Raw genomic sequence first — 24,742 nt, 5'->3', positions numbered from 1 at the left:
TTTTAAAAAATGCTTTTTTAGTCTTTTAACAAAAAATATTTCTGGAAAACGAATTTACATCGTTGCGCTTATATTCATACTGATATAACAGTTTTAAAGACTCTCACCATAAATATTGAAGAATAAAATTGGTTTTATATGACGGAATTAAAATTGTAAATAAAACAAATTTATCTAAGTTTGAGTAGCATGTATACAAAAGACGTTTTGCCACAGGGTTCAGATGATTTTCACCAGTTTCGATTCTCAGATATTCATTTTAACAATGAAAATCGATACAGCTTTTATTCTTGGATGTCAAACTTATCCGATAGCAACGCTCCAATCCGCATATTGACACTAAAGAAAAATGAAGGCCATTTCTCTATCCTCTCCCTAGGTATTTCCTACGATATCATTGTCGTTTATGACACTCCCGTACTCTCATTACTGTGCAATTGCTCTGAAAGCGAAGAATTCTGTAGCCATCAAAAGCTAGTTCTGAATGAAATCTTTAAAAATGATCAGGTATATTTATTTTTCTCCGATCATGCTTATCAGAATTATCTAACTAAAATAGCAGTTAAATATGGGATAGAAGATGAACAGCAACTCGAGGATTATTTCGAAATTCAATGCATAGATGGTGTTGTAAAAACCATCAAAAAACAGGATAATTTACTAGATTTATCTCAAGATATTCTTAATAACGCAACAAATCCTGATTTAAAACGCAACAATAAGGAATTAGAACAGTTAAGCAACATTCTAGTACTTAAAGAGCATAAATACTATAAACACCCTCAGGTGTTACTCTATCGTGCAACCCGCGCTAAAAATGGTTCGCTAAAAAACCCAGTACAGCAACTTTCATGTGAGGAAATGATCTGGAAAAGTAAAGATATTACAGAAAGTCAATTTTTTACCGCACTTCATTTTTTAGGGCAGAACACAATAGAAGAAAACAAACAACAGATCACCGCCTTTAAAAAGCTGATTAAAAATCCACTAGGCCTAGAAATCTATCAACATGATAAATCCTTATCGCAAACTATCGGGGCAAATAGTCTGACGCAGATCACATTAAGAGAACTACCCAAAACAATCCGAATTGACATCGATCAAATAGGTAAATTTTTCACTATTCGAAGCACAATTCAAATTGCTGGACAAGATCACGCTTTACAGCAGCTTCCTTTGGTATTTGATTATTTCATCCAAGTACAGCAACATTTCTATTTTATAGAACATGCACAAATCCTTGCCCTGTTCAAACTTTTCAACACCACAGCAGATCACCTTATCGTACATCAGTCCAAATTCGAAGGTTTTAACAAGGATTTTTTAGTAGCAATGGAGGAGATTGTAGAAGTCAACTATCTACATATACCCAAAGCAAGTAGTAAACAAATCAAAGAACAGCAATTCTATAGCGATACCGAATCGATTATCTATCTGGAAGAATCTGGTGATTATATTAATCTCATTCCGACCATGCGCTATGCGGATGTAGAAGTTCCTGTTCGAAGCAGGAGATCTATTTTTGGATTTGATAAAAGTGGACAGAAATTTTTAGTAAAGCGGGATCTCGAAGCTGAACTCAAAATCGTCAGCTTGATCATTAAGCAACATCCCTATTTCCAAGAGCAACTTGATGAAGATTTTCAGCACTTTTATCTGCATCGTAAACATTTCCTTGAACTGGACTGGTTCTTAAATGTGTTTGAAGATTGGCGCAATCATCATATTTCCATCATCGGATTTAACGAAATAAAAGCAAATAAATTCAACTCCTTTAAAGGTAAAATAGCAATTCATGTGCTCAGTGGACAGAATTGGTTTAATGTAAATGTGGATCTGCAGTTTGGTAAAAGTAAAGGTTCGCTTAAAAACCTTCAAAAAGCTATTCGTAATAAATCAAAATTCATTACACTAGATGATGGTACGCAAGGTATATTGCCCGAAGAATGGTTGAATAAATTTGAACAGTTCTTTTTAGCAGGCGAAATCATTGATGACAGCCACTTACAGATTGCAGAAACAAATTATACAGCCATTGATCAATACTTTGAGGAACAATGGTTATCCCAAATAGCAAAAGAACGTTTGGAAGAAATTAAAAGTAAAATACGCAACATCGATCAGGTCAAACCCGTAATATTATCAAAAGATTTTATCGGCGAACTCCTTAATTACCAACATGATGGATTGAATTGGCTTAATTTTTTAGATGAATTCAATTTTGGAGGTTGTTTAGCAGATGATATGGGACTCGGAAAAACCATTCAGGTCATTGCTTTTATTTTAGATCAACGTAAAAAAGTAAAAAACAATTGCAATTTACTGGTACTTCCAACTACGCTAATATTCAATTGGAAAAACGAATTGGAGAAATTTGCGCCATCGATTAAGACACTTGTCTTACAGGGTGCTGATCGTCAAAAAAGTACCCTAGGATTTGAACAATATGAACTCGTATTAATTTCTTACCACAACTTATTGACCGATATCAATCACTTAAAAAAGTACGCTTTTAACTATGTTTTCTTAGATGAGTCACAGCAGATTAAAAACCCCGAATCACAACGTTATCAAGCCGTTACCAAACTCAGTGCACGCAATCGTATCGTGATCACGGGTACACCGATCGAGAACAGCACCATGGATTTGTTTGCGCAACTGTCGTTCGCCAATCCCGGATTATTAGGTTCGAAAAAATATTTTAAAGATGTCTATACTACGCCTATTGACGGATTCAGCAATAAAAAAAGATTGGAAGAATTGCAACGCAAAGTAAAACCTTTTATTTTGCGACGTACAAAAACGGAGGTTGCCAAAGAGTTGCCTGCAAAAAATGAAATCGTACTTTATTGTGAAATGAAGCCTGCTCAAAGACATATCTACGATACTTACGAAAAGGAATTTCGGGAATTTATCTCGGTCAAAGATGGAGATGAAATACGCAAGAGTCCTATGCATGTACTAAAAGGATTGACCAAATTACGTCAGATCTGCAATTCAACAAAATTGCTAAAAACAGATGATCTAAGTGTAGAACAAGATGCCTGCAAGATTGAAATGCTTATCGAACAAGTACTCGACAAAAGTCCATATCAGAAAATCATCATCTTTTCCCAATTTGTGAGCATGCTAAATCTAATCGAAACAGCTTTAGCCAAACATGATATCACAGCACTAAAATTGACAGGACAGACAAGAGACAGGCAACATATTGTAACACAATTTCAGGAAAATGAAACACAAAGGGTCATATTGATCAGCTTAAAAGCAGGTGGAACGGGCTTAAATCTTACAGCGGCGAGCTTAGTCTATTTGGTTGATCCCTGGTGGAATCCTGCAGTTGAAGCGCAAGCTATCGACCGCGCCTTTCGAATAGGTCAAGCAAAAGATGTCACCGCGATACGCTTAATCTGCCCAGATACTGTGGAGGATAAAATCATGAAACTGCAAGCCAATAAAACAGCAATAGCAGATAACATCATTTCCAGTACTTATAATCCGATTGCAGACTTTATGAATAAAGAACGCCTACTGAGTTTATTTCAATAAATCGAATTGCTACATACAAAGCGAATGTTAAGAGCTCATCTATGCCCTTAAAACATACATTTTTAAATAATTATCCTGATGAAAAAACTAAAGCAAAGCATTGAATATCTGAAATCTTTAGAACATATTTCTATAACGGCTAATTTAGATGATATTTGGTCGTATATCTGCTATTCCCCTAAAATGCCATTGCGACAACATCAAGAGCTACTAATACAGTTAGCTTCAAAAGATGAATTAGCAGTAAAGGATGAATTTTTCAGTGGTCACCTATTATCTTTTCCTCTCTACCGTTGGGGATCGGGCAAAGATTTAGTTTTGTTGACACACGGTTGGGGATCAAAAGCCGCAGATTTTTCCATGCTTATTGATAAACTATTGGAAAATCCAGATTTAACGATAATCGCATTTGACGCACCTGGAAATGGAGGAGCGGAAGGAGAATTATCCAATTTAATTTTATACATTGAAGCTGTTCAAACTATTATTAATACCTATGGTTTACCTGCAATAGTCATCGGTCATTCTCTCGGTGCCATGGCTAATATCGCAGCATTAGCAAAACTTAGACATACTCCGAACTGGATTATCAGTCTTACTCCACTAATAGATTTAAAAGCAAATTTCGCAGCTAGTATGGATTTCGTAGCTGTACCAAAAGATGTTCAAGAGCACTTTTTTCTGAATTTTGAAGAAAAATTCAATATGAAAACCGCTTACTTTCATTTAAACAGTTTATACGATTTTGATAATAGCCAGCAGCATCTTGTACTCTATGATCAACAGGACAAAATTGCGCCCTATACCTATCTGCAATCATTTTTTAAAGTTCATCCCCCGACAGAGGCGATAGACTTGAATGGTGTCGGTCATGAACGCATATTAAAATCACAGGAAGCACTAGCTTACATTCTTGAAAAAATAAGTTCTTTAAAATAAGAAGAATCTTTATTCAAATCCTTCAATTTTTGACAGATGAAATGTAGCATAATACTGACGCTACTAGTCTTCATTATGACATCATAAGGGCAAAAAGCAATCTTCTAATGATTACCTTTGTATCACAAAAATTTTTAAAGTAGCATGATTAAAGCAGTTTTTTTTGACATCGACGGTACTCTTCTTAGTTTCGATACCCACAAAGTACCCGCTTCAACCGAAAAAGCCATTCAAGAATTAAAATCAAAAGGTATAAAAGTAATTGTTTCTACGGGAAGGTCTATCAATAGTTTAGATCATATCAAATACCTTGACTTTGACGGATTTATCACATTCAACGGTGGCTATTGCATCACGAAAGAGGGTGATGTACTTTTCAGAAAAGGTATTCACGCCACTGATATTCAATCTTTGATTGACCATGCTGCAAAAAATGAAGTAAGCTTCTCGCTGATGTCTGAAGAAGAAATCAGCATTTTTCAAGTAACACCAGAGATCGCTTCCATGTATGCACTCTTGAATTTACCTGTCCCGCCTCAAAGATCGTACGCAGACTTTGATATGGGATCTGTACTTCAAACCAATATCTTCATTCAACCGGAGGAACAGGAAGAATTCATGAACAATGTAATGCCTAATTCTGTGGCCAGCCGTTGGACCCCGCTATTTGCAGATGTGAATCCTTTAGGTCAAAGCAAACAAATTGGTATCGATATTTTCATCAAACACTTTAATATCGACATCAAGGAAACCATGTCTTTTGGTGACGGTGGAAACGATATCACCATGTTGAAACATACGGCCTACGGAATTGCTATGGGTAATGCCAATCCTGAGGTAAAAGCTATTGCAGACTATATTACCGATGATGTAGACAATGACGGTATATACAATGCTCTAGCTCATTTTGAGGTCATCTAAAACCTCAAAGTTAGATTTGCGCGAAATGTATGTGCATTGCTATTCATAATAAGTGTATGTTGATCACCAAATTCATACTGTAGACGAGCCTGATAATTCTCCACAGAGTCATTAACTTTTTGATCTACAATATGGTGATTAACATGATTTGTAATATCCAATGAAATGATTTTTTCAAATACTGAAATCTTGATTTTCATTGGATATTTTGCTGCTGCATGATATCCTTGCCACAAAGCATTCTGAACCAATGGCAATAAGATAAACCTCGGTACAGACAAAGTGGGATATTCGATCTTTTTAGTCCAAACAACGGAAAGGTCTACAGCAGAAATCTGACTAAATAAAGAAACATATCTTTCCATAAAATCAATTTCTGCTTCAGCACTATTCTGAGTTTCCAATTGCGAAGCAATATTCTGATGAGCTAGAAAAGCTTGTAAAAATAAGGTATTCTTTGGATCATCCTTAATTTTATCCAAGCAACCTCGTATAAGTTCTACATCAAACTGACTGTTTACAAAAGAAAGTTTTGCCTTATCTTTCCATTGTTCGTGTAAGTTTTCAGGAACTTTACTGCTCCATAAACGATTCCATAATCGATCCATCACCACCTTTAATTTAAAATCCTAATAACCTATTTAAACTTATCTAATGTCTCTGAAACCCTAAATTCAACAATTCTTCCGATGAGTTCAAATGGGATCGGCTCCCGTAACGGAAACTGCACCGAACCTTTACCTTGCTTATAAGAAGCAAGTTCTATTTCAAATTTTGAATGACCAGTCGGCGTTGCATAAAATCCGATATGCTTTTGATAACCACCGAAATAAACAAGCGGTTTTCCTTTTAATTTATAAGCTGGCATGCCATAAGCTGTTCCTTCAGTAGCTTGAGGAGCATGCTGCAGAATTGTATTACGGACCTGCAACAAGATCTCCTGCACTTCTTTTGGAAAAGAAGCAATATACTCTTCTACTGTTTTAAATTCAACATTCATCACTAATTATGATTTAAAGTTCAAGATAAATGTAAACAAAAGGGAACCATTTTACCAATGATTCCCTTTTGTTTTATATAAACGTATGTATTTGTATCTTATTCTAAACCACTGACACCACCTGAAACAACGAGCTTCATCGCGTCTGTAGCAGACATATCTAATTTGGTTACCAAGGATGATTTTACAACGACCACCTGACCTGCAAATGAATATGAATAGGGAAAATAAACCACCACTTCATCTGTAAGCTTAATTTTTGATAGATCTGATTGTGTCAGAAAACCAATTTTACTAACACCTATTTCATTCACTTTAACTAGAACAGGAACATTAAATTTTTTGGCATCACCTACAAAGGCTTCAGTAAAATCTTTAATGGATGAATATAGCGTATTCAACAAAGGAATACGGTTAATCTGATTATTCAGCCAGTGTTTAATTGGATCTGTCACAAAATTGGTAAAAACAATCCCTGCTACAACCAAAAATAAAATGACTGTTAAAATACCAATTCCGGGAATATATAAAGGATGTCCTGTCTCATCCTCCAGGAATAACCCTGTAAGGTTAAGCGCCGAATCGACTGAAGCAACAATCCAAACAATTAAAAAAACCGCACCAGCTAAAGGAACAACGACCAAAGTTCCTTTGATAAGATAATTTAAAAAAGCTCTAATTAATTTTGATAACATATTACTTGTACCTAAAAGACCCTACAAAGATGCGAAATAAGCCTCGAATTACTCGTAAAAATAAACTCTTTTCACCCGTTGTGAGATATTGACCAACAATTCATACGGGATGGTTCCTATAGCCAATGCCGCTTCCTTGATATCAGGATAAACAATGACTTCGTCTTCTTCATTAACATTAATATCTGTCACATCCAACATACACATATCCATACAGATATTTCCAATGGTAGAAACCAGTTGCCCGTTGATCGACATTTTACCTACTCCATTACCGAACCTTCGATCATAACCGTCTGCATAACCGATCTTGATGGTTGCGGTTCTGCTCGCACGTTGCAACATACCAGCGCGATTGTATCCTACTGTTTCATTAGCCGCAAGCTCTTTTATCTGGGTAACATTGGTCTTCAGAACACTAACTTCTCTCACCGGCAGATCATCTCGATCCATATCAATTCCATAAAGACCAATCCCTAAGCGTACCATATCGAAATAAGCACTTGGCCACAGATCAATACCCGATGTCGCAGCAATATGTCTGATAAAAGAATACCCTAATTCCTCCTTAAGTTTTGTAGTGAAAACATCTAAAAGATGAATCTGACTCTCAGTAAAATCATTATCAACAGCATTTCCTGCCGAAGCTAAATGTGAAAAAACAGACTGCACTTTCATCGCATCCTGATTTTTCAATATCGCTAGCAGTTCATCAACTTCCTCTGGCATAAAACCAAGACGATGCATCCCGGTATCAACTTTAATATGGACTGGAAAATCTTTTAGTCCTTGCTGTAAGAGATAGCGGAGAAATGAATTTAAAACTCTAAAACTATAGATCTCTGGTTCCAACTTATGATGTACAATAGCATCAAAGGCATTTTCATCAGGACTCATTACCACTATTGGAAGTGTGATGCCTCCATTTCTCAGATCAACACCTTCATCAGCAAAAGCAACCGTCAAATAATCCACATGATTAAACTGTAGTAAATTAGCAATTTCAAAACTTCCACTTCCATAAGAAAAAGCTTTCACCATAGCCATCAATTTAACACCTGCAGGCAACAGACCCCGATATACATTGAGGTTATGTTCCAATGCATTTAAATTAATCTCTAATATCGTATCATGTGATTTAGCAACCAATCGTTTACTGATCTGTTCAAAATGATAATCACGTGCACCCTTTATCAAGATCGTTGAATTGCTATAATCAATATGCTTAAAACCATCTATAAATGATTTTGTATCCGAGTAGCTGGCCGTGGGTAATGAAAACTGTGCTTCCAACTGACTCAAAATAGGTCCGATAAAAATCAAATCAGTTAATCCACTAGCTGCGACCAAACGCTTTAGTTTACTGATACTCTTCTCATCATGCAACTGTACTCCAGGAATATCGGATAAGATTAGGACCTTACGAGAATTTTGCTTTTGTTGCTTTAAAAAATCCAATGCAATCTGTAGCGCTACCAGATCATTACTATATGAATCATCAATAATGGAAGTATTATGTTTTCCTTTTTTCAATTCAAGACGCATCTCCATCGGTTGCAACGTGGCAATACGATCGGCTATAGTTTTAAAATCATAACCAAAAGTAATCATCACTGCAATACATGAAATCGCATTCTCAATTGATGCTTGATCAACAAAAGGAATTTTAACCGTAAAAAACTGGCGGGAAAAACATAAACTTACCAATGTAGATTGATCACCTTCCTTCTTAAGCGAATAAACCTCTAATTGACACGATTCATCCTCTCCCCAGGCGAATTTGTAAATCTGAGAAGGCATATAGATCTGTTCAAGATACTTTTTAGGATAGACCAATACCTCAGCATCTGTAAAAAGTTTCAGTTTCTGTGCAATTTTTTCCTCTTTCGATTGAAACCCTTCTTTATGGGCTACCCCAATATTGGTTAATACACCATGCGTAGGTTTAATCATTTTTTGGAGTTTCTCCATTTCACCGACCTCACTTATTCCAGCTTCTATGATGGCGAAATTATATTGTTCATTTAGTTCCCATAGTGATAAAGCAACACCCAGCTGTGAATTATAGCTTTTAGGACTGCGATAGATTTTATATTCTGGAGATAGCAGTTGAAACAACCATTCTTTGACGATAGTCTTACCGTTGCTCCCTGTAATACCCAATACAGGAGATTTAAATTTCATGCGCTGAGTTTCTGCTACTGCCTGTAATGCTAAAAAAGTATCTGCGACCCATAAAACATTAGCATCTGGCAATATCAGTTCTTGCTGAAAGTCATTTTGTAACACAAAATTTCTAATCCCTTTACTATAGGCATCCATGATAAACTCATGTCCATCACGACGATTGATCAAGGCAAAGAATAATCCTGTTTCAGCATTTACGATCTTACGTGTATCATAAATCAGATTTTGAATGATAGATTTATGATGAACAATAATTGATCTTTTAGGAACAACAATCTCTGAAATATCCGATATGGTATACATTTTTTAAAATATTTATTCAATCAAAGCTCCACAATTTTTCAATAAGTTCAATATATTTTTGAAATTTGTAAAGATGTTTGACGAAGAGAAAACGAGAAAAAAAATATACACACCTAAGCAAGCATTGCTTAAGGCTGCCAGTTATTGTGCTTATCAAGAACGGGCACAACAAGAAGTCCGGGATAAATTATACGAATGGGGCTTGCATCAAGAAGATGTAGAGGAAATCATTTCACAATTGATATCGGACAATTTTCTAAATGAAGAACGCTTTGCTATAGCCTATACTCTAGGTAAGCTTAGAATAAAAAGTTGGGGAAAGATTAAGATTAAGCAGTCCTTAAAACTCAAAAGGGTATCCGACCCTTTAATCAAAATTGCATTTTCAAAAATTGATTTAGATGAGTATGAAGATAAACTCCATGATCTTTTAGATAAAAAGCAACTATCATTGAAAGATAAAGATGTCTATATTCTAAAAAACAAGTTATTTCAATATGCTTTATCAAGAGGTTTCGAAAGTGATCTCATTTCTTCTCTCCTGAAAGAAAAGGGCTTATAAAAAAAAGACAATAAAGCTTATATTAAAATTTGTTTTTTTAATTATTAGCTCTATATTTGCATCACCAAAACAGAAAACAACTTGTTAACTGTTAGCAATGCGAAAATAGCTCAGCTGGTAGAGCACAACCTTGCCAAGGTTGGGGTCGCGAGTTCGAATCTCGTTTTTCGCTCCACATTAATATCACCTGCCTAGGTGGTGGAACTGGTAGACACGCAGGACTTAAAATCCTGTTTCCGTTAAGGAAGTGCGGGTTCGATTCCCGCCCTAGGTACAAGAAAGCTCATCCAAAAGATGAGCTTTTCTTGTTTATAGACCTTTGATTTTTTTATTGATATCAATAGATTTACCATTGCATTTTATTGTTTCCATCTTGTATATTTCTAGATAGGTAATAGTGATATTATAGAGGTTTACTAAAGGGTTCATAGAGGTATATCTCTATAAACCCTCTATAAATACATAATAAAATGTATTTAAGATCTCAAGTACTTTTTAACCTGTCCTCTACATGATCTTCATCATTTTATATCAGCTCATAAAGGCAATCGCTACTGAATAAAACTTCCTTTAACACGATCGATTTTTCCCATATAAACAATTTTAGGAGTTTATAAATTTATATACCTTTAGCCATCGACAACTTACTTTTAAAAGTCCACCGTATTTTAGAAAAAAAGTATAAAAGAACTGAAAAATATGCATATGATAATTATTAATAATGCGAATTTGAAATACCTCAATCATGATAGATAACATCAAAATCACAGAAACCAAGATCTTATCAGACAATTGGTACGTCTTGCGAAAGATCACTTACGAATATTTAAAAAAGGACGGCACCATTATGAGTCAAAGCAGGGAAGCATACGACAGAGGAAACGGCGCCACCATTTTACTGTACAACAAAGAGCAGAAAACAGTTATTCTTACCCGTCAATTTCGTCTACCTACATTTGTCAATGGAAATGAGAGCGGTATGATGATTGAAGCTTGTGCAGGTTTGTTGGATAAAGATAATGCCGAGGATTGCATCAGAAGAGAAACGGAAGAAGAAACGGGTTATAAAATTACAGATGTACGTAAAATATTTGAAGCTTATATGTCCCCTGGATCTGTCACAGAAATTCTGTATTTCTTTATAGCCGAATATGCTAAAGAAATGAAAGTCAGTGAAGGTGGTGGACTAGAACAGGAAGAAGAAAATATTGAAGTTTTAGAATTGCCTATAAAAGAAGCGATGCAAATGGTTGATAATGGCGAAATCAAAGATGCCAAAACCATTATGCTGCTTCAATATATTAAACTCCATCATATTTTATAGTATTTTCCATTGATTCACCCTGCCCATAACTCCACCTCTGGCAGGGAGAATCATTGTTCGCTATACCAGCAGGCCTCATCAATAAAACACTTCACTTCTTAAAGTATATGGTTCTGTCACAAAAAGATGGACAGACTAAAATAAATCTACCTCTTTTCGTTTATTGAGATTTTTTACCTAGTTTAGTGGAAACTTTAGGGGTGTCTGCAAATTTGCAGGCTGAGATTTTACCCTTAGAACCTGATCCGGATCATACTGGCGTAGGGAAAAGTAGATGTCTTCATTGTGCATATACCGGCACAACTGTGGCCATTCCTAAAGTTTTTTATTTAAAAATTTTAAAAGGAATGGAACTCACAATTAATCACCAATTACGTCTTTTTGAACAGCCCCCCTCCTCTTTGGAAGGTTTGATGCTTTTGGAATTCCCAGAAAAAAGCAAGGGCATTGCTGTCGCTATTAATAACCAGGTTATACCCAAAACGGCTTGGGCAACAACCAAACTACAGCATCAGGACTCAATTCTAATTATCGCTGCAACACAGGGCGGATAAATCTCTTATACCTATTACTATACCATTATGTTAGAACAAAGCATTACCCAGACCCCATTTCCAAATTCAAAAAAAGTCTATATTTCAGGTCAGCTCTATCCTATTCAGGTTGCCATGCGTGAAATTACATTAAGCCCGACCAAACTTAGCAAGGGTGGAATAGAAATCAATCCTCCAGTCACTATTTATGACACTTCTGGTCCGTATACGGATGAACAAGCACTGATTGATATCCGCAAAGGTCTTCCTAGAACTCGTGAAAATTGGATATTGGACAGAAAAGATGTTCAAGTTTTATCACAAATCAGTTCAGATTATGGAAAAGAAAGATTGGCAGACTCGGAGCTGGATGAACTCCGTTTCGAATACAGTCATAGACCTAAAAAAGCATTAGCAGGTAAAAATGTAAGTCAACTGCACTATGCAAGAAAAGGTATCATAACTCCAGAGATGGAGTATGTAGCCATTCGCGAAAATCAGCGTATTGAGCAAATCGAAGCAGCAACTAAAGGTATGGATCATCAGCACACCGGTCACAATTTTGGTGCCCGTACTCCAAAGAAATTAATTACCCCTGAATTTGTAAGAGAAGAAATTGCCGCCGGAAGAGCAATTATTCCAAACAACATTAATCATCCAGAAAGCGAACCGATGATCATCGGCCGCAACTTTTTGGTAAAGATCAACGCTAATATTGGTAATAGTGCCGTTACCTCAAGCATTGAAGAAGAAGTTGATAAAGCTGTCTGGGCATGCCGATGGGGTGCTGATACAATTATGGATCTTTCAACAGGTAAAAATATTCATGAAACACGCGAATGGATCATCCGTAATTCTCCTGTGCCAATCGGTACAGTTCCTATATATCAAGCTTTGGAAAAAGTAAAAGGCGTTGCAGAAGATCTGACATGGGAAATATTCAGAGATACACTAATTGAACAGGCCGAACAAGGGGTTTCTTATTTCACCATCCATGCAGGAGTACTTTTACGTTATATCCATTTGACAGCACAACGTGTAACAGGTATTGTTTCCCGAGGTGGCTCGATTATGGCAAAATGGTGTCTGTTCCATCATAAAGAAAACTTCCTTTACACGCATTTTGAAGAAATCTGTCAGATCATGAAGGAATATGATGTTGCTTTTTCCCTAGGGGATGGACTTCGACCAGGTTCTATAGCTGATGCTAACGATGCTGCACAATTTGCTGAATTAGAAACCTTGGGAGAGTTGACCAAAATAGCATGGAAACATGATGTACAGGTTATGATCGAAGGCCCAGGTCATGTACCTATGCACATGATCAAAGAAAACATGGACAAACAGCTTGAGGTTTGTGACGAAGCACCATTTTACACTTTAGGCCCATTGACAACAGATATTGCTCCGGGTTATGATCATATCACCTCAGCAATTGGCGCGGCAATGATTGGCTGGTTCGGCTGTGCCATGCTTTGTTATGTTACCCCAAAAGAACACCTCGGTTTACCTAACCGAAAAGATGTAAAGGATGGCGTGATCACCTACAAACTGGCTGCACATGCGGCAGATTTGGCTAAAGGACATCCTGGTGCACAATACCGCGACAATGCTCTAAGTAAAGCGAGGTTTGAGTTCCGTTGGGAAGATCAGTTTAACCTTTCCTTAGATCCTGACACAGCCCGAGAATTTCATGATGAAACTTTACCTGCAGACGGTGCCAAAGTTGCTCACTTCTGTTCGATGTGCGGCCCTAAATTCTGCTCGATGAAGATCACACAGGAAATCCGGGATTCTGCAGAACAAGGCATGATCGATATGTCAAAAGAGTTTATCGAACAAGGTAAAGAATTGTACTTATGATCATCGTCTTGACAGCTGAGCATGATATTGATAACGAACTCCAGATCATCAACAGTATACTGGATGCAGGATTGGAACTGTTACATATCAGAAAATATAACTTTTCAGATGATGATATGTGTCAATTTATTTATGGAATAGCTCCGCAATATCGAAACCGTCTTGTCCTGCATAGCCATCATTATCTAGCCGAAAAGCTGAACATAAACCGGTTACATTTTAATGAATATGATCGAAAATCAAAAAAACAAAATCAGTATAGTCCTACCGTAATCCGATCAACATCTGTGCACAGCATTGCAGATTTTAATCAACTGGATAACCGATGGTCATACGCACTGTTTAGTCCGATGTTTTCAAGTATTTCAAAACCTGGTCATGGTAAGGAGCATACCGTAAAAAACGAGTTAAAGCTACGGAATAACCAGCAAGTTCAATTAATTGGGCTTGCTGGTATCCATTCCGAAAACCTAGGCCTTGTATATGATGCCGGCGTCGATGGTGTAGCGCTATTAGGAGAAATCTGGAAGAATGAACAACCTTTAATAAGTTTTAAAAATTGTCTTATGAAAGATCATGCATATTGCCTGTAACAATAGTTGTTAAAGGTACTTCATTCCTTTACAAATGATTAGAAGGAAATACCCAAACCGGATTATACTGAGCAGAAAAATGCGATAGCAAAAAAATTGAAACAGTAATGACAGCATACCCCAAAAATATCACGTTCAGTAAGATACAGTATATCTCGCAGGGAGATACGGCTATTGAACAGGAGACTAACATTAATAATGCACTACAAGCGGGTGCAGATTGGATTCAGCTACGCTGGAAACAAGGCACTGAAGATGAAGTGCTCGCATTAGCACGTCGTATTAAACAGCATTGCTTGCAACATAGTGCTACTCTTATTATCAATGATTATCTGCACATAGCCAAAACCATTGATGCTGCCGGAGTTCATCTGGGATTAACAGATACTGACATACAAGAGGCCCGACATGTATTAGGACCGCACAAAATAATTGGTGGTACAGCAAATAATATTTCTGACGTACAGCAACGCATCACAGAAAACTGCGATTACATCGGTCTTGGCCCTTTACGGTTCACCGCAACTAAAAACAATTTAAGTCCAATATTAGGCTTAACAGGATATCAAGACATCGTTTATCATTTAAAAAACAACGGTCAAAACTATCCGCCGATTTACGCTATTGGCGGTATAACACTTGATGATATCGTTCCCCTACAAGATATTGGCATTTATGGGATAGCACTGTCAAGTTTGATCACCGTACACCCTCACTACATTCAAGAACTTAAAAATAAACTGCAATGGATACATTAAAAATAGCAGATCAGATATTTCAATCGAGACTATTCTTAGGAACAGGAAAGTTCGGAAGTCTGCAACAAATGAAGGAATCTATCGTCGCATCGGGTTCTGAATTGGTCACGATGGCTTTAAAGCGTTTGGACCATCAGTCTTCCTCAGACACATTTCTCGAGTCTTTACAAATCACTGGCGTAAATTTACTCCCCAATACCTCTGGAGCACGTAATGCAAAAGAAGCAGTCTTGGCCGCACAACTTGCTCGTGAAGCCCTGGAAACGAACTGGGTAAAACTCGAAATTCATCCAGATTCACGTTACCTGATGCCCGATCCGATCGAAACATTGTTGGCTACGGAGCAACTTGCAAAACTCGGTTTTATTGTGCTCCCTTATATGCATGCAGATCCAGTGCTCTGTAAAAGACTAGAAGAAGCTGGAACGTCGGCAGTAATGCCGTTAGCTGCACCCATAGGTAGTAATAAAGGACTTCGTACATTGGACTTTTTAGAAATGATCATCGCTCAGAGCCAAGTTCCTGTTATTATCGATGCTGGAATTGGTGCTCCTTCCGATGCCGCAAAGGCAATGGAAATCGGTGCTGATGCTGTTTTAGTCAATACAGCTATTGCATCCGCAAAATATCCGATACAGATGGCGGAGGCATTTAAAGAAGCTGTAATAGCAGGTCGCAAAGCTTATCAGGCAGGATTAGGTATATCAGAAAATCGTGCTATCGCTTCTAGTCCGCTAACTTCATTTTTAATCGATTAAGAACGTTTTATGCAAACTTTTCAGGAACTATTTACACTATACAGCTGGCAGGAAATCAAGGAAAAAATATATAACACCACAGTTGAGGATGTTAGAAGAAGTCTCCGTAAAGAAAAAAGAAATTTAACTGATTTTCTAACCTTCCTTTCTCCTGCGGCGATTACTGAAATAGAAGAAATGGCCCAATTAACGCAACAGATCACACAACGTCGATTTGGTAAGACAATCCAGTTATATGCTCCTTTATATCTAAGCAATGAATGTCAGAATATCTGCACCTATTGCGGTTTTAGTATGGACAATAAGATCAAGCGCAAAACACTTTCGAATACAGAATTACTGTTAGAAGCCATGGCGCTAAAATCTATGGGTATCAGTCATGTATTATTGGTAAGCGGAGAAGCCAATAAAACAGTTGAGATCAATTACTTTAAAAATGCGATTGCATTGCTGAAGCCCCACTTCGCGCAGATATCCATTGAAGTACAACCTCTGCTTTTAGAAGAATACCGTATTCTGCAGGAAGAAGGTGTTAATACTGTGCTTGTCTATCAGGAAACCTATCATCAAGAGGTTTATAAAACATATCATCCAAAAGGCAAAAAGTCAAATTTTGAGTATCGGCTGGATACACCAGACCGTATTGGTGAAGCAGGAATTCATAAAATTGGTCTTGGTGTTCTTTTAGGTCTAGAAGACTGGCGTGTCGATAGCTTTTTCAATGCGTTACATATTGATTATCTAGAGAAGCATTATTGGCGTACAAAATATTCAGTTTCATTTCCTCGATTACGTCCTGCTGAAGGTGTATCCACACCGAATTTTATTATGGAAGATCGTGATTTACTGCAATTGATCTGCGCTTATCGTTTATGGAATGAAAATTTAGAAATATCCATATCAACCCGTGAACGCGAGAAATTTAGAGACCATATCATTCCTATCGGTGTTACGACCATGAGTGCCGCTTCGAAGACAAATCCAGGTGGCTATGTGGTCGATCCACAGTCGCTTGAACAATTTGAGATCAGTGATGAGCGCAGTATGGAAACTATCCAAGGTATCATCAGAAAGGCTGGATACGATCCCATTATGAAAGACTGGGACAAAAGCTACTCTGGTAGCCAATAATAATTCTAATTTAAATTACTGTATTTATGCAACAGCACAGTGCTTTTGATCGATACTCCCGCCAAGTTTTCATTAATGAAATTGGTGTTGAAGGGCAACAGAAAATTATGGCAGCAAAAGTCCTCGTAATTGGAGCAGGTGGACTAGGTTCGCCTGTTCTTCAATATCTCGCTGCTGCTGGAGTAGGTCATTTAGGGATTGTTGATTTTGATCATGTAGAAATTCATAATCTCAACAGACAAATTATACACAATGAAAAAAGTGTACATCTACAAAAAGTAAAAAGTGCGGCAGTATATATCCGCGAACTCAATTCATCCATCCAAGTCGATAGCATTGCGACAAAAATCACTTCTGAGAATGTTGATGTTACCCTGGCAGGATATGACATTGTTGTAGATGGTTCTGATAACTTTACTACACGTTACCTGATCAACGATGCTTGCGTACGTTCCAACAAAGTTTTGGTGTATGGAAGTATTCTTGCTTTCAAAGGTCAAATGGCTGTTTTCAATTACATGGGCAGTAAACAATTGCGTGATTTATTTCCAGAGCCTCCTCATCCGGAAGATGTTCCTAACTGTGATCAATATGGGGTATTAGGCCCTCTGCCTGGAATCATCGGAAGTATGATGGCCATGCAGGTATTGAAAATTATAACGGATCTACCTGTTGATTTGGACAAACTGACGCTAGTTGATACTTACCACTGGAGATTCACTACCCTCTCATTTTAAGTTTTGACTGCTATGAAAGATTGAATTAATTACGCTACATACGTAGCAAGGTGGTGAATTCAAATTTAAACACATCGTATTTTGAAGCGGGATGAAAATTATCTCGCTTCATTTGAGGGAATTACGCTTTAGCTGTAAAAAAACATTTTGTAGTATCTATAATCTCCCTATATTTGCAGTATCAAAAGCGAAAATAGCTCAGCTGGTAGAGCACAACCTTGCCAAGGTTGGGGTCGCGAGTTCGAATCTCGTTTTTCGCTCCACATTAAATCACCTGCCTAGGTGGTGGAACTGGTAGACACGCAGGACTTAAAATCCTGTTTCCGTTAAGGAAGTGCGGGTTCGATTCCCGCCCTAGGTACAAGAAAGCTCATCCAAAAGATGAGCTTTTCTTGTTTATTTTAAATATTTCGAGTTTCCTCCCTTTACATGTAATTGACCAAGATATCCCTTAAAACTTAAATTTCAGATTTTAAATCCTGATCATCATGTATTTCAAAATACAATAACCCCAGCGATAATACATCCGCTCACTTCAAAAAAGTTCTTGCATAATCAGGTAGGCCTGATCATGCGGAAAAATCCAACTACACCACTGATCTCAAATAAATATCAGCAACTCTTGCCTACCAACTGGTAGGTTTGTATATTTACAAAAAAATAATTGATGTCAACAAAAGAACAAATCATACAAGTTGCTGATAGCCTGATTCGGGATAAGGGTTACAATGCCTTTAGCTTTTTTGATATATCTAATGCCGTTGGAATAAAAAAAGCTTCTATTCATTATCATTTTCCACAAAAAATAGATTTGGGAATTGCAGTTATAGATTATCATATTGAAAACTTTCACAAAATGAAAAAGGATTTTGAAGATAAATCTCCACTACAAAAACTAGACAAGTTCCTCTCTATATACAGGAATATTAAAAATGACAATAAAATATGTATCGTTGGCTCTCTATCCACTGATTACAATACTTTAGATATAGGTATTATTGAACATCTAAAGATTTTTTCCGAACAGGTTTTAAACTGGGTAATTGAATGGCTTAAATATGGTCAAGAACAGGGTACTTTTCATTTTAAAGGTGAGCCTAGAACAAAAGCCGTCTTACTAATTTCCACGATGATTGCAAGTGTACAGATTACTAGACTGACCGGTGATGAAGATTTCACTCTCATACAAAAAATTATTAAAGAAGATTTAATTAAAAACGATTAAATGATGAAAAGAGTTGTTATAACAGGTATTGGAGCGATTACGCCTTTAGGAAATACCGTAGATAAATTTTGGAATGCACTGATTTTGGGTCAAAGTGGCGCAAAAATGATTACTAAATTTGATGCGACAAACTTTAAAACAAAATTCGCATGTGAAGTAAGAGATTTTGATCCTTTACAATTCATGGAAAAATCAGAATTACGAAAATTAGATCTTTTTACGCAATATGCATTAGCTAGCGTTCATGAGGCTATTCACCACGCTGAGATTGATTTCAATCTACTGGACAAAGATCGGATAGGTGTTATCTGGGCTTCTGGAGATGGTGGGGTTTCAACATTTGAGCAACAAATAGCGGAGTTTAAGCAAGGAAATGGAATACCACGCTTCAGTCCGTTCTTTATTTCTAAGCGTATTTTGAACATTGCTTCAGGTGTTATCTCCATTAAATATGGACTTAGAGGAGTAAATTATACGACCGCCTCTGCCTGTTCTGCAAGTAATACTGCGATTGTTGATGCCTTTAATTATATCCGCTGGGGGAAAGCGGATATGATTATTACCGGAGGTTCTGAAGCGTCTATAACCGAAAGTTCCATCGGTGGATTTAATGCATCTAAAGCTTTATCAACAAGTAATGAGGATTATTTGGGTGCCTCCCGCCCTTTTGATATTCATCGCAACGGTTTTGTATTAGGAGAAGGAGCTGGGGCTATTGTATTGGAAAGCTATGAAAGTGCGATTAAAAGAAATGCCCCGATTATTGCGGAAATAATTGGAGGAAGTTTAGCGGCGGATGCTTATCATATTACGGGCACACATCCTGAAGGAGACGGGGCATTTCTGGGAATGAAACTTGCTTTGGAGGATGCGAATATCGCTGCAAAAGATATAGACTATGTCAATGCGCACGCAACTTCTACTCCTATGGGCGATCAAAGTGAACTGAAAGCTATGGGAAGAATGTTTGGTTTTAACAACGAGGTATCTATTAGCGCTACAAAATCAATGACAGGGCACTTACTGGGAGCTGCTGGAGCTATCGAAGCTATTGCTTGTATTAAGGCGGTTCAAGAAGATATTGTTCCGCCTACGATAAACTCTAAAGAAATAGAACCTGAATTTGCTGATAAATTGGATTTAACTCTCGGAAAAGCAAAGCATAAAAAAGTAGACATAGCCATGAGTAATACTTTTGGTTTTGGTGGTCATATCGCTTGTTCCATTTTCAAAAAAATAGAGCACTAGATCTCGGCTACTTGTAGAAGATTTATAAATGAACATTTTAAAATGACGGCTTTGGAAGGCTGTCATTTTACTTGAAACATGTACAAATAGTGCATCGTATAATAGGTGCGAAATTTTGAAAAAACATCTATACTCCAGTTTCAGATCAATGTATTTTTCTATTATTCATTTCAATCTAAAAAATAAGAGCCAATATTTGAGGTCATTACATTAAATATTAAAAAAATGATGGTTTCAAATTTTGATTTTATAAAAATCGCCGTATATTTGCATCACCAAAACAGAAAACAACTTGTTAACTGTTAGCAATGCGAAAATAGCTCAGCTGGTAGAGCACAACCTTGCCAAGGTTGGGGTCGCGAGTTCGAATCTCGTTTTTCGCTCCACATTAATATCACCTGCCTAGGTGGTGGAACTGGTAGACACGCAGGACTTAAAATCCTGTTTCCGTTAAGGAAGTGCGGGTTCGATTCCCGCCCTAGGTACAAGAAAGCTCATCCAAAAGATGAGCTTTCTTGTTTTCTATGCAACTGAACATATCAAATTGTCTCCTCTTCATAAAACAAAAAAAGCCATGTCTGTACAGAAAATTGCTATATTCGAAGTAAAACAAAGTCAGTATGTCTACTTTTTATTATAGTTTATTATTTCTTGTGTTCTTTATTCTTGTTTTATTAGCGGTCTTCCTCTTTTGGAAGGTTCGTATTTTAAAACGTCAAAATAAACTATTAATTCGACAGAATCGAGATTTAAATAGCATTTCTCTTCCTGATGAAACGAATTATTATAAGTTGGACCCACACTTACTAAAAAATGCATTAAACGCTATTCAGTCTCATGCCTATCAAAGTTATCATGCACTTGATAAATTATCCAATGTACTGGACTATATTCTTTATGAAACAGATGGCACGTTCGTAAAGCTAAAAGATGAGATCGCTTTTGCGCAAAATCTAATTGAGATCAATAAACTTAAAATAAGTCCCTTATTTGATCTACATATACGAAAAAAAATTAGTGCCGAAGCTGGAGAAATGCTTATTGCTCCATTTATGACCATCAACCCAATTGAAAATGCTTTCAAACATGCTGATGTTCAAAATGAAAACAGCTTTATCTCTGTGGTGTTTGAGGTTATCGACGATTATTTTCACCTCACCGTTTCTAATCGGGTCATGCAAAAACAAAAAATAGACTCAAGCTTAGGTGGATTGGGCAATAAAACTTTTTCGAAACGGTTGAAAAATATTTACGGTACTGAGTACAGCTTGAATACTGAGCAAAAAGAAAATATATACACGGTAACCGTAAAAATAAAACTTTATCAAAATGATTAAATGTATTTTATTGGATGATGAACTTCCTTCACTAAGTTACATTCAAGCTTTATGTGAAAATTTTAAGGACGTAGAAATCGTGAAAAGTTTCAATAATCCCCAAAAGTTTTTAGCACAGATTGACAGTCTTGATTTTAACACCTGTATTCTAGATATTCATATGCCAGATATGAACGGACTAGAGGTTGCCCGGATACTTTCTGACAAAGCGATTATCTTTTCAACAGCTCATAAGGAATATGCTGCTGATGCATTTGATCTCAATGCTGTGGATTATGTACGAAAACCTTATCAGGCTGATCGATTACAGACTGCTTTCGATAAAGCCATGAAGTGGCTTAGCTCAACAAAGGAAACAGGTTTAGAGGTTATAGAGTTAAACAGTAATCAAGGAAAAACAAGGATAATAATAGATCAAATTGCCTATATTGAGGTGGCCGATCATGATAGGCGGGATAAATACATTTATATGAAAGACGGTCAAAATATTCTTGCGAAAAACATCAGTTTAGATGAAATTTTGGCGATCCTACCTTCTGGAAAATTCTGTAGGATCAACAGACGAAATGTTGTTGCATTAGCTGTGGTCTCGTCTTACACAGCACAGTATGTCACGTGTAAAATAAAAGATATGCCTGACCTGATACAACTTACCTTATCGGCACCCTACAAAGATCATTTTGTAAACAGCTTAAATGTTTAGTACATTTTTTTTCTGGTTTGGTACAAAAAACACGAATTCGTTTTGTAGAAAAAACTTTAGCTATTATACTTGCTCTTTACAATCCGACGAAATATGTTTAAAAGTAAGTACCGCTCCACCTTTTTTTATCTAGCCATTTTAATTATTGGGATAGCTTTAGGCTATTTTATTATCCATCAGGGCTCCCAATTTGAAAATCAACCACATACAACTGCAGATGTCCCTCTCCACTCAGCGTGGTCACATTTCTTAGATCATTTGCATGAAAATCTTTCCTACCCGCTAGCAATACTCATGTTGCAGATCATAACAATCATATTTGTAGCGCGAATCTTTGGTATATTATTCAGAAAAATTGGTCAACCCTCTGTTATTGGAGAAATCGTAGCGGGTATAGCACTAGGCCCCTCCTTACTAGGGAATTACTTTACAGAAATTTCCATATTTTTATTTCCAGTCAGTTCTTTGGGAAATCTGGGAGTATTGAGTCAAATAGGTTTAGTGCTATTTATGTTTGTCGTCGGCATGGAGCTAGATTTGAAAATATTAAAAAACAAAGCTCAGGATGCCATAGTTATCAGTCATGTAAGCATTATCTTTCCTTTTCTTCTAGGAATGGGGCTCGCCTATGTGATCTTCCAGACAACAGCACCTGAAGGTATTTCATTTTTATCATATGCGCTCTTTATTGGAATATCCATGAGTATTACTGCATTTCCTGTTTTAGCAAGGATCGTACAAGAAAGGGGTATGAGCAAAACACGACTAGGTTCGATTGCCATCACCTGCGCAGCGGCAGATGATATCACTGCTTGGTGTCTTTTGGCAGCTGTTATTGCGGTTGTAAAAGCAGGATCTGTAGTAAGTGCAGTTTACACGATCGCTTTCGCGGCCGGCTATGTCTTATTGATGGTCCGGTTCGTAAAACCATTTCTCCAACGTATAGGTGACCTTCACTCCACTAAAGAACGGTTAGGTAAATCGATCGTAGGCATCTTTTTTCTGACATTGCTGATTTCTTCATGGACCACTGAAGTTATCGGAATCCACGCTCTATTTGGAGCTTTTATGGCTGGTGTAATCATGCCAACCAACACAAGTTTTCGAAGTATCTTTATTGAAAAAGTGGAAGATGTAGCACAAGTACTTCTTTTACCGCTATTTTTTGTCTTTACAGGCCTTAGAACACAGATTGGACTACTCAATGAAGCCGAACATTGGCAAACCTGTTTCTGGGTGGTTACAATTGCTGTAGTGGGTAAATTTATTGGAAGTGCTTTATCAGCAAGATTTGTGGGGCAAAACTGGCACAGTAGCCTTACCATAGGAGCTTTGATGAATACTAGAGGTTTGATGGAACTAGTCGCTCTAAACATAGGTTATGATTTAGGAGTCCTTACTGATGAAATGTTCGCAATACTGGTTCTTATGGCTTTGATCACAACATTTATGACGGGGCCTGCATTAGATTTAATTAATAAATTTTTTAAGCCTGAAATCGAAAATAATGGCGATCTCATTTCAAAGAAAAATAAATACAATATTCTGATTTCATTTGGCAATCCAAATTCTGGAAAAATTTTGCTTCGTATTGCCAATATGCTGATTAAAAAATCAAAAGAAAATAGTACGGTAACGGCATTACATCTTTCGATCGGGAATGAACTCAATACTTATAATTCGATCGAATACGAAAGAGATAATTTTTCAGTATTAAATGATGAAAGTGAAAAAATAGAGCAACCGTACACTGGTATTTTTAGAGGTACCGACAATATCAACGACGATATTGCAAAAATGGCCAATGAAGAAGATTTCGACTTACTGTTGACAGGTATTGGTCAATCTGTCTATGAAGGATCTGTTTTAGGAAGTATCATCGGGTTTACAAGTAAAGTCGTTAATCCGGAAAGATTGTTAGGTTCATTAACAGGTAAAGAAAGTCTATTTAATCATAGCGGATTTGAAGATAAAACGACAGCGCTTTTAAAAGCTGTTCATATTCCTTGTGGAATTTTAGTCGATAGGGGTCTTCCTGAAGAGGTGAAAAACATATTGGTTCCTATCAAAACACTTAGTGATAGTTTCTTATTAATATATGTGCACAAACTTGTACAGAACAACGATGTAAAAATAAGTTTCTTAGACGAAGATGAGGTCATTAAAACCTCTGTAGAGCTTAAAGAGGCGATTCGTTCGTTAGATTATGCGGCACCTAATCAAATCAATATTATAGAGGAACCCAAGACTAAAGATATTGATTATTCTTCATTCGATATTATACTGATAAGTTTCATTGCTTGGAAACAGATTTCTTTTGAGAAAGAGCAATGGACGAAAAAATTACCGAGTACATTGATTTTAAAACCTTAATAT

Annotated in this window: 21 protein-coding genes, 6 tRNA genes and 1 riboswitch; of the genes, 23 read left to right on the top strand and 4 right to left on the bottom strand. The window is 36.8% G+C overall.

The features are described from left to right. Window positions 1-189: 189 nt before the first annotated feature. From WH188_RS00985 to WH188_RS00975, 3 genes are all read left to right on the top strand, one after another. On the top strand, window positions 190-3,549 hold the full coding sequence (locus WH188_RS00985; RefSeq protein ID WP_339423063.1) for a DEAD/DEAH box helicase: 3,360 nt from the start codon (window positions 190-192) through the stop codon (window positions 3,547-3,549). Window positions 3,550-3,627: 78 nt separating this feature from the next. Further along, window positions 3,628-4,488 (top strand): alpha/beta fold hydrolase, encoded by an 861-nt coding sequence (locus WH188_RS00980; protein ID WP_168128098.1) that lies wholly within the window; start codon window positions 3,628-3,630, stop codon window positions 4,486-4,488. A gap of 144 nt (window positions 4,489-4,632) precedes the next feature. Beyond that, on the top strand, window positions 4,633-5,409 hold the full coding sequence (locus tag WH188_RS00975; protein WP_132771891.1) for a Cof-type HAD-IIB family hydrolase: 777 nt from the start codon (window positions 4,633-4,635) through the stop codon (window positions 5,407-5,409). On the opposite strand, the gene WH188_RS00970 is transcribed toward WH188_RS00975, so the two are convergent. The 4 genes from WH188_RS00970 to WH188_RS00955 form a co-directional block, all read right to left on the bottom strand. Next, on the bottom strand, window positions 5,406-6,017 hold the full coding sequence (locus tag WH188_RS00970) for a hypothetical protein (protein ID WP_168128097.1): 612 nt from the start codon (window positions 6,015-6,017) through the stop codon (window positions 5,406-5,408). The genes WH188_RS00975 and WH188_RS00970 overlap by 4 nt on opposite strands. A 29-nt stretch (window positions 6,018-6,046) precedes the next feature. After that, window positions 6,047-6,409: an iron chaperone gene (locus WH188_RS00965; protein WP_168128096.1), complete on the bottom strand. Its 363-nt coding sequence runs from the start codon at window positions 6,407-6,409 to the stop codon at window positions 6,047-6,049. A 98-nt stretch (window positions 6,410-6,507) separates the two neighbouring features. Then, on the bottom strand, window positions 6,508-7,104 hold the full coding sequence (locus WH188_RS00960; RefSeq protein WP_132771894.1) for a DUF502 domain-containing protein: 597 nt from the start codon (window positions 7,102-7,104) through the stop codon (window positions 6,508-6,510). A gap of 48 nt (window positions 7,105-7,152) precedes the next feature. Then, window positions 7,153-9,594 carry a bifunctional UDP-N-acetylmuramoyl-tripeptide:D-alanyl-D-alanine ligase/alanine racemase gene (locus WH188_RS00955; protein ID WP_168128095.1) on the bottom strand — a complete coding sequence of 814 codons (2,442 nt, stop codon included), beginning with the start codon at window positions 9,592-9,594 and terminating at the stop codon, window positions 7,153-7,155. Window positions 9,595-9,667: 73 nt separating this feature from the next. On the opposite strand from WH188_RS00955, the gene WH188_RS00950 reads away from it, so the two are divergent. The 20 genes from WH188_RS00950 (at window position 9,668) to WH188_RS00855 (ending at window position 24,739) form a co-directional block, all read left to right on the top strand. Continuing rightward, window positions 9,668-10,156 (top strand): regulatory protein RecX, encoded by a 489-nt coding sequence (locus WH188_RS00950; RefSeq protein ID WP_132771896.1) that lies wholly within the window; start codon window positions 9,668-9,670, stop codon window positions 10,154-10,156. Window positions 10,157-10,255: 99 nt separating this feature from the next. Beyond that, a tRNA-Gly gene (locus WH188_RS00945) sits at window positions 10,256-10,331 on the top strand. A gap of 14 nt (window positions 10,332-10,345) precedes the next feature. After that, window positions 10,346-10,430, top strand: a tRNA-Leu gene (locus WH188_RS00940). Window positions 10,431-10,901: 471 nt separating this feature from the next. After that, window positions 10,902-11,480, top strand: coding sequence for a GDP-mannose pyrophosphatase NudK (gene nudK / locus WH188_RS00935; protein WP_168128094.1), 579 nt, complete (start codon window positions 10,902-10,904; stop codon window positions 11,478-11,480). Between the two features lie 186 nt (window positions 11,481-11,666). Continuing rightward, window positions 11,667-11,764: riboswitch (TPP riboswitch) on the top strand. Window positions 11,765-11,785: 21 nt separating this feature from the next. Further along, the gene (thiS, locus tag WH188_RS00930; protein ID WP_206368657.1) at window positions 11,786-12,034 is read left to right on the top strand and encodes a sulfur carrier protein ThiS; all 249 of its coding nucleotides are present in this window, start codon (window positions 11,786-11,788) and stop codon (window positions 12,032-12,034) included. 27 nt (window positions 12,035-12,061) lie between these two features. Further along, window positions 12,062-13,876 (top strand): phosphomethylpyrimidine synthase ThiC, encoded by a 1,815-nt coding sequence (gene thiC / locus WH188_RS00925; RefSeq protein ID WP_168128093.1) that lies wholly within the window; start codon window positions 12,062-12,064, stop codon window positions 13,874-13,876. After that, window positions 13,873-14,469 carry a thiamine phosphate synthase gene (locus WH188_RS00920; RefSeq protein ID WP_168128092.1) on the top strand — a complete coding sequence of 199 codons (597 nt, stop codon included), beginning with the start codon at window positions 13,873-13,875 and terminating at the stop codon, window positions 14,467-14,469. Before thiC ends, WH188_RS00920 begins: the two co-directional genes overlap by 4 nt. Window positions 14,470-14,576: 107 nt before the next feature. Then, complete coding sequence (gene thiE, locus WH188_RS00915; protein ID WP_339423062.1) at window positions 14,577-15,227, top strand: thiamine phosphate synthase; 651 nt, start codon at window positions 14,577-14,579, stop codon at window positions 15,225-15,227. Next, on the top strand, window positions 15,215-15,985 hold the full coding sequence (locus tag WH188_RS00910) for a thiazole synthase (protein ID WP_168128090.1): 771 nt from the start codon (window positions 15,215-15,217) through the stop codon (window positions 15,983-15,985). The genes thiE and WH188_RS00910 overlap by 13 nt, the downstream gene beginning before the upstream one ends. A gap of 9 nt (window positions 15,986-15,994) precedes the next feature. Then, window positions 15,995-17,116 (top strand): 2-iminoacetate synthase ThiH, encoded by a 1,122-nt coding sequence (gene thiH, locus WH188_RS00905; RefSeq protein ID WP_168128089.1) that lies wholly within the window; start codon window positions 15,995-15,997, stop codon window positions 17,114-17,116. Window positions 17,117-17,142: 26 nt separating this feature from the next. Next, window positions 17,143-17,853, top strand: a complete 711-nt coding sequence (locus tag WH188_RS00900; RefSeq protein WP_168128088.1) for a HesA/MoeB/ThiF family protein — start codon at window positions 17,143-17,145, stop codon at window positions 17,851-17,853. A 187-nt stretch (window positions 17,854-18,040) separates the two neighbouring features. Continuing rightward, window positions 18,041-18,116, top strand: a tRNA-Gly gene (locus WH188_RS00895). Window positions 18,117-18,129: 13 nt separating this feature from the next. Continuing rightward, a tRNA-Leu gene (locus tag WH188_RS00890) sits at window positions 18,130-18,214 on the top strand. A gap of 306 nt (window positions 18,215-18,520) precedes the next feature. After that, on the top strand, window positions 18,521-19,078 hold the full coding sequence (locus tag WH188_RS00885) for a TetR/AcrR family transcriptional regulator (RefSeq protein ID WP_168128087.1): 558 nt from the start codon (window positions 18,521-18,523) through the stop codon (window positions 19,076-19,078). Between the two features lie 3 nt (window positions 19,079-19,081). After that, complete coding sequence (gene fabF, locus WH188_RS00880; protein ID WP_168128197.1) at window positions 19,082-20,326, top strand: beta-ketoacyl-ACP synthase II; 1,245 nt, start codon at window positions 19,082-19,084, stop codon at window positions 20,324-20,326. Between the two features lie 310 nt (window positions 20,327-20,636). Beyond that, window positions 20,637-20,712 (top strand) — tRNA-Gly (locus WH188_RS00875). A gap of 14 nt (window positions 20,713-20,726) precedes the next feature. Then, window positions 20,727-20,811: transfer RNA gene (locus WH188_RS00870), tRNA-Leu, on the top strand. A gap of 135 nt (window positions 20,812-20,946) precedes the next feature. After that, window positions 20,947-21,663, top strand: coding sequence for a sensor histidine kinase (locus WH188_RS00865; protein ID WP_168128086.1), 717 nt, complete (start codon window positions 20,947-20,949; stop codon window positions 21,661-21,663). Continuing rightward, window positions 21,656-22,366, top strand: a complete 711-nt coding sequence (locus WH188_RS00860; protein WP_339423061.1) for a LytR/AlgR family response regulator transcription factor — start codon at window positions 21,656-21,658, stop codon at window positions 22,364-22,366. The genes WH188_RS00865 and WH188_RS00860 overlap by 8 nt, the downstream gene beginning before the upstream one ends. A 93-nt stretch (window positions 22,367-22,459) precedes the next feature. Further along, a complete protein-coding gene (locus tag WH188_RS00855) occupies window positions 22,460-24,739 on the top strand; it encodes a cation:proton antiporter (protein WP_339423060.1) in 2,280 nt (759 codons plus the stop codon). Window positions 24,740-24,742 lie beyond the last annotated feature (3 nt).

This window comes from Sphingobacterium sp. MYb388 (assembly GCF_037479535.1).
GTDB lineage: Bacteria > Bacteroidota > Bacteroidia > Sphingobacteriales > Sphingobacteriaceae > Sphingobacterium > Sphingobacterium anhuiense.
Note: the sequence above shows the minus strand (reverse complement) of the source record. Positions and strands in the feature narration are given on the sequence as shown.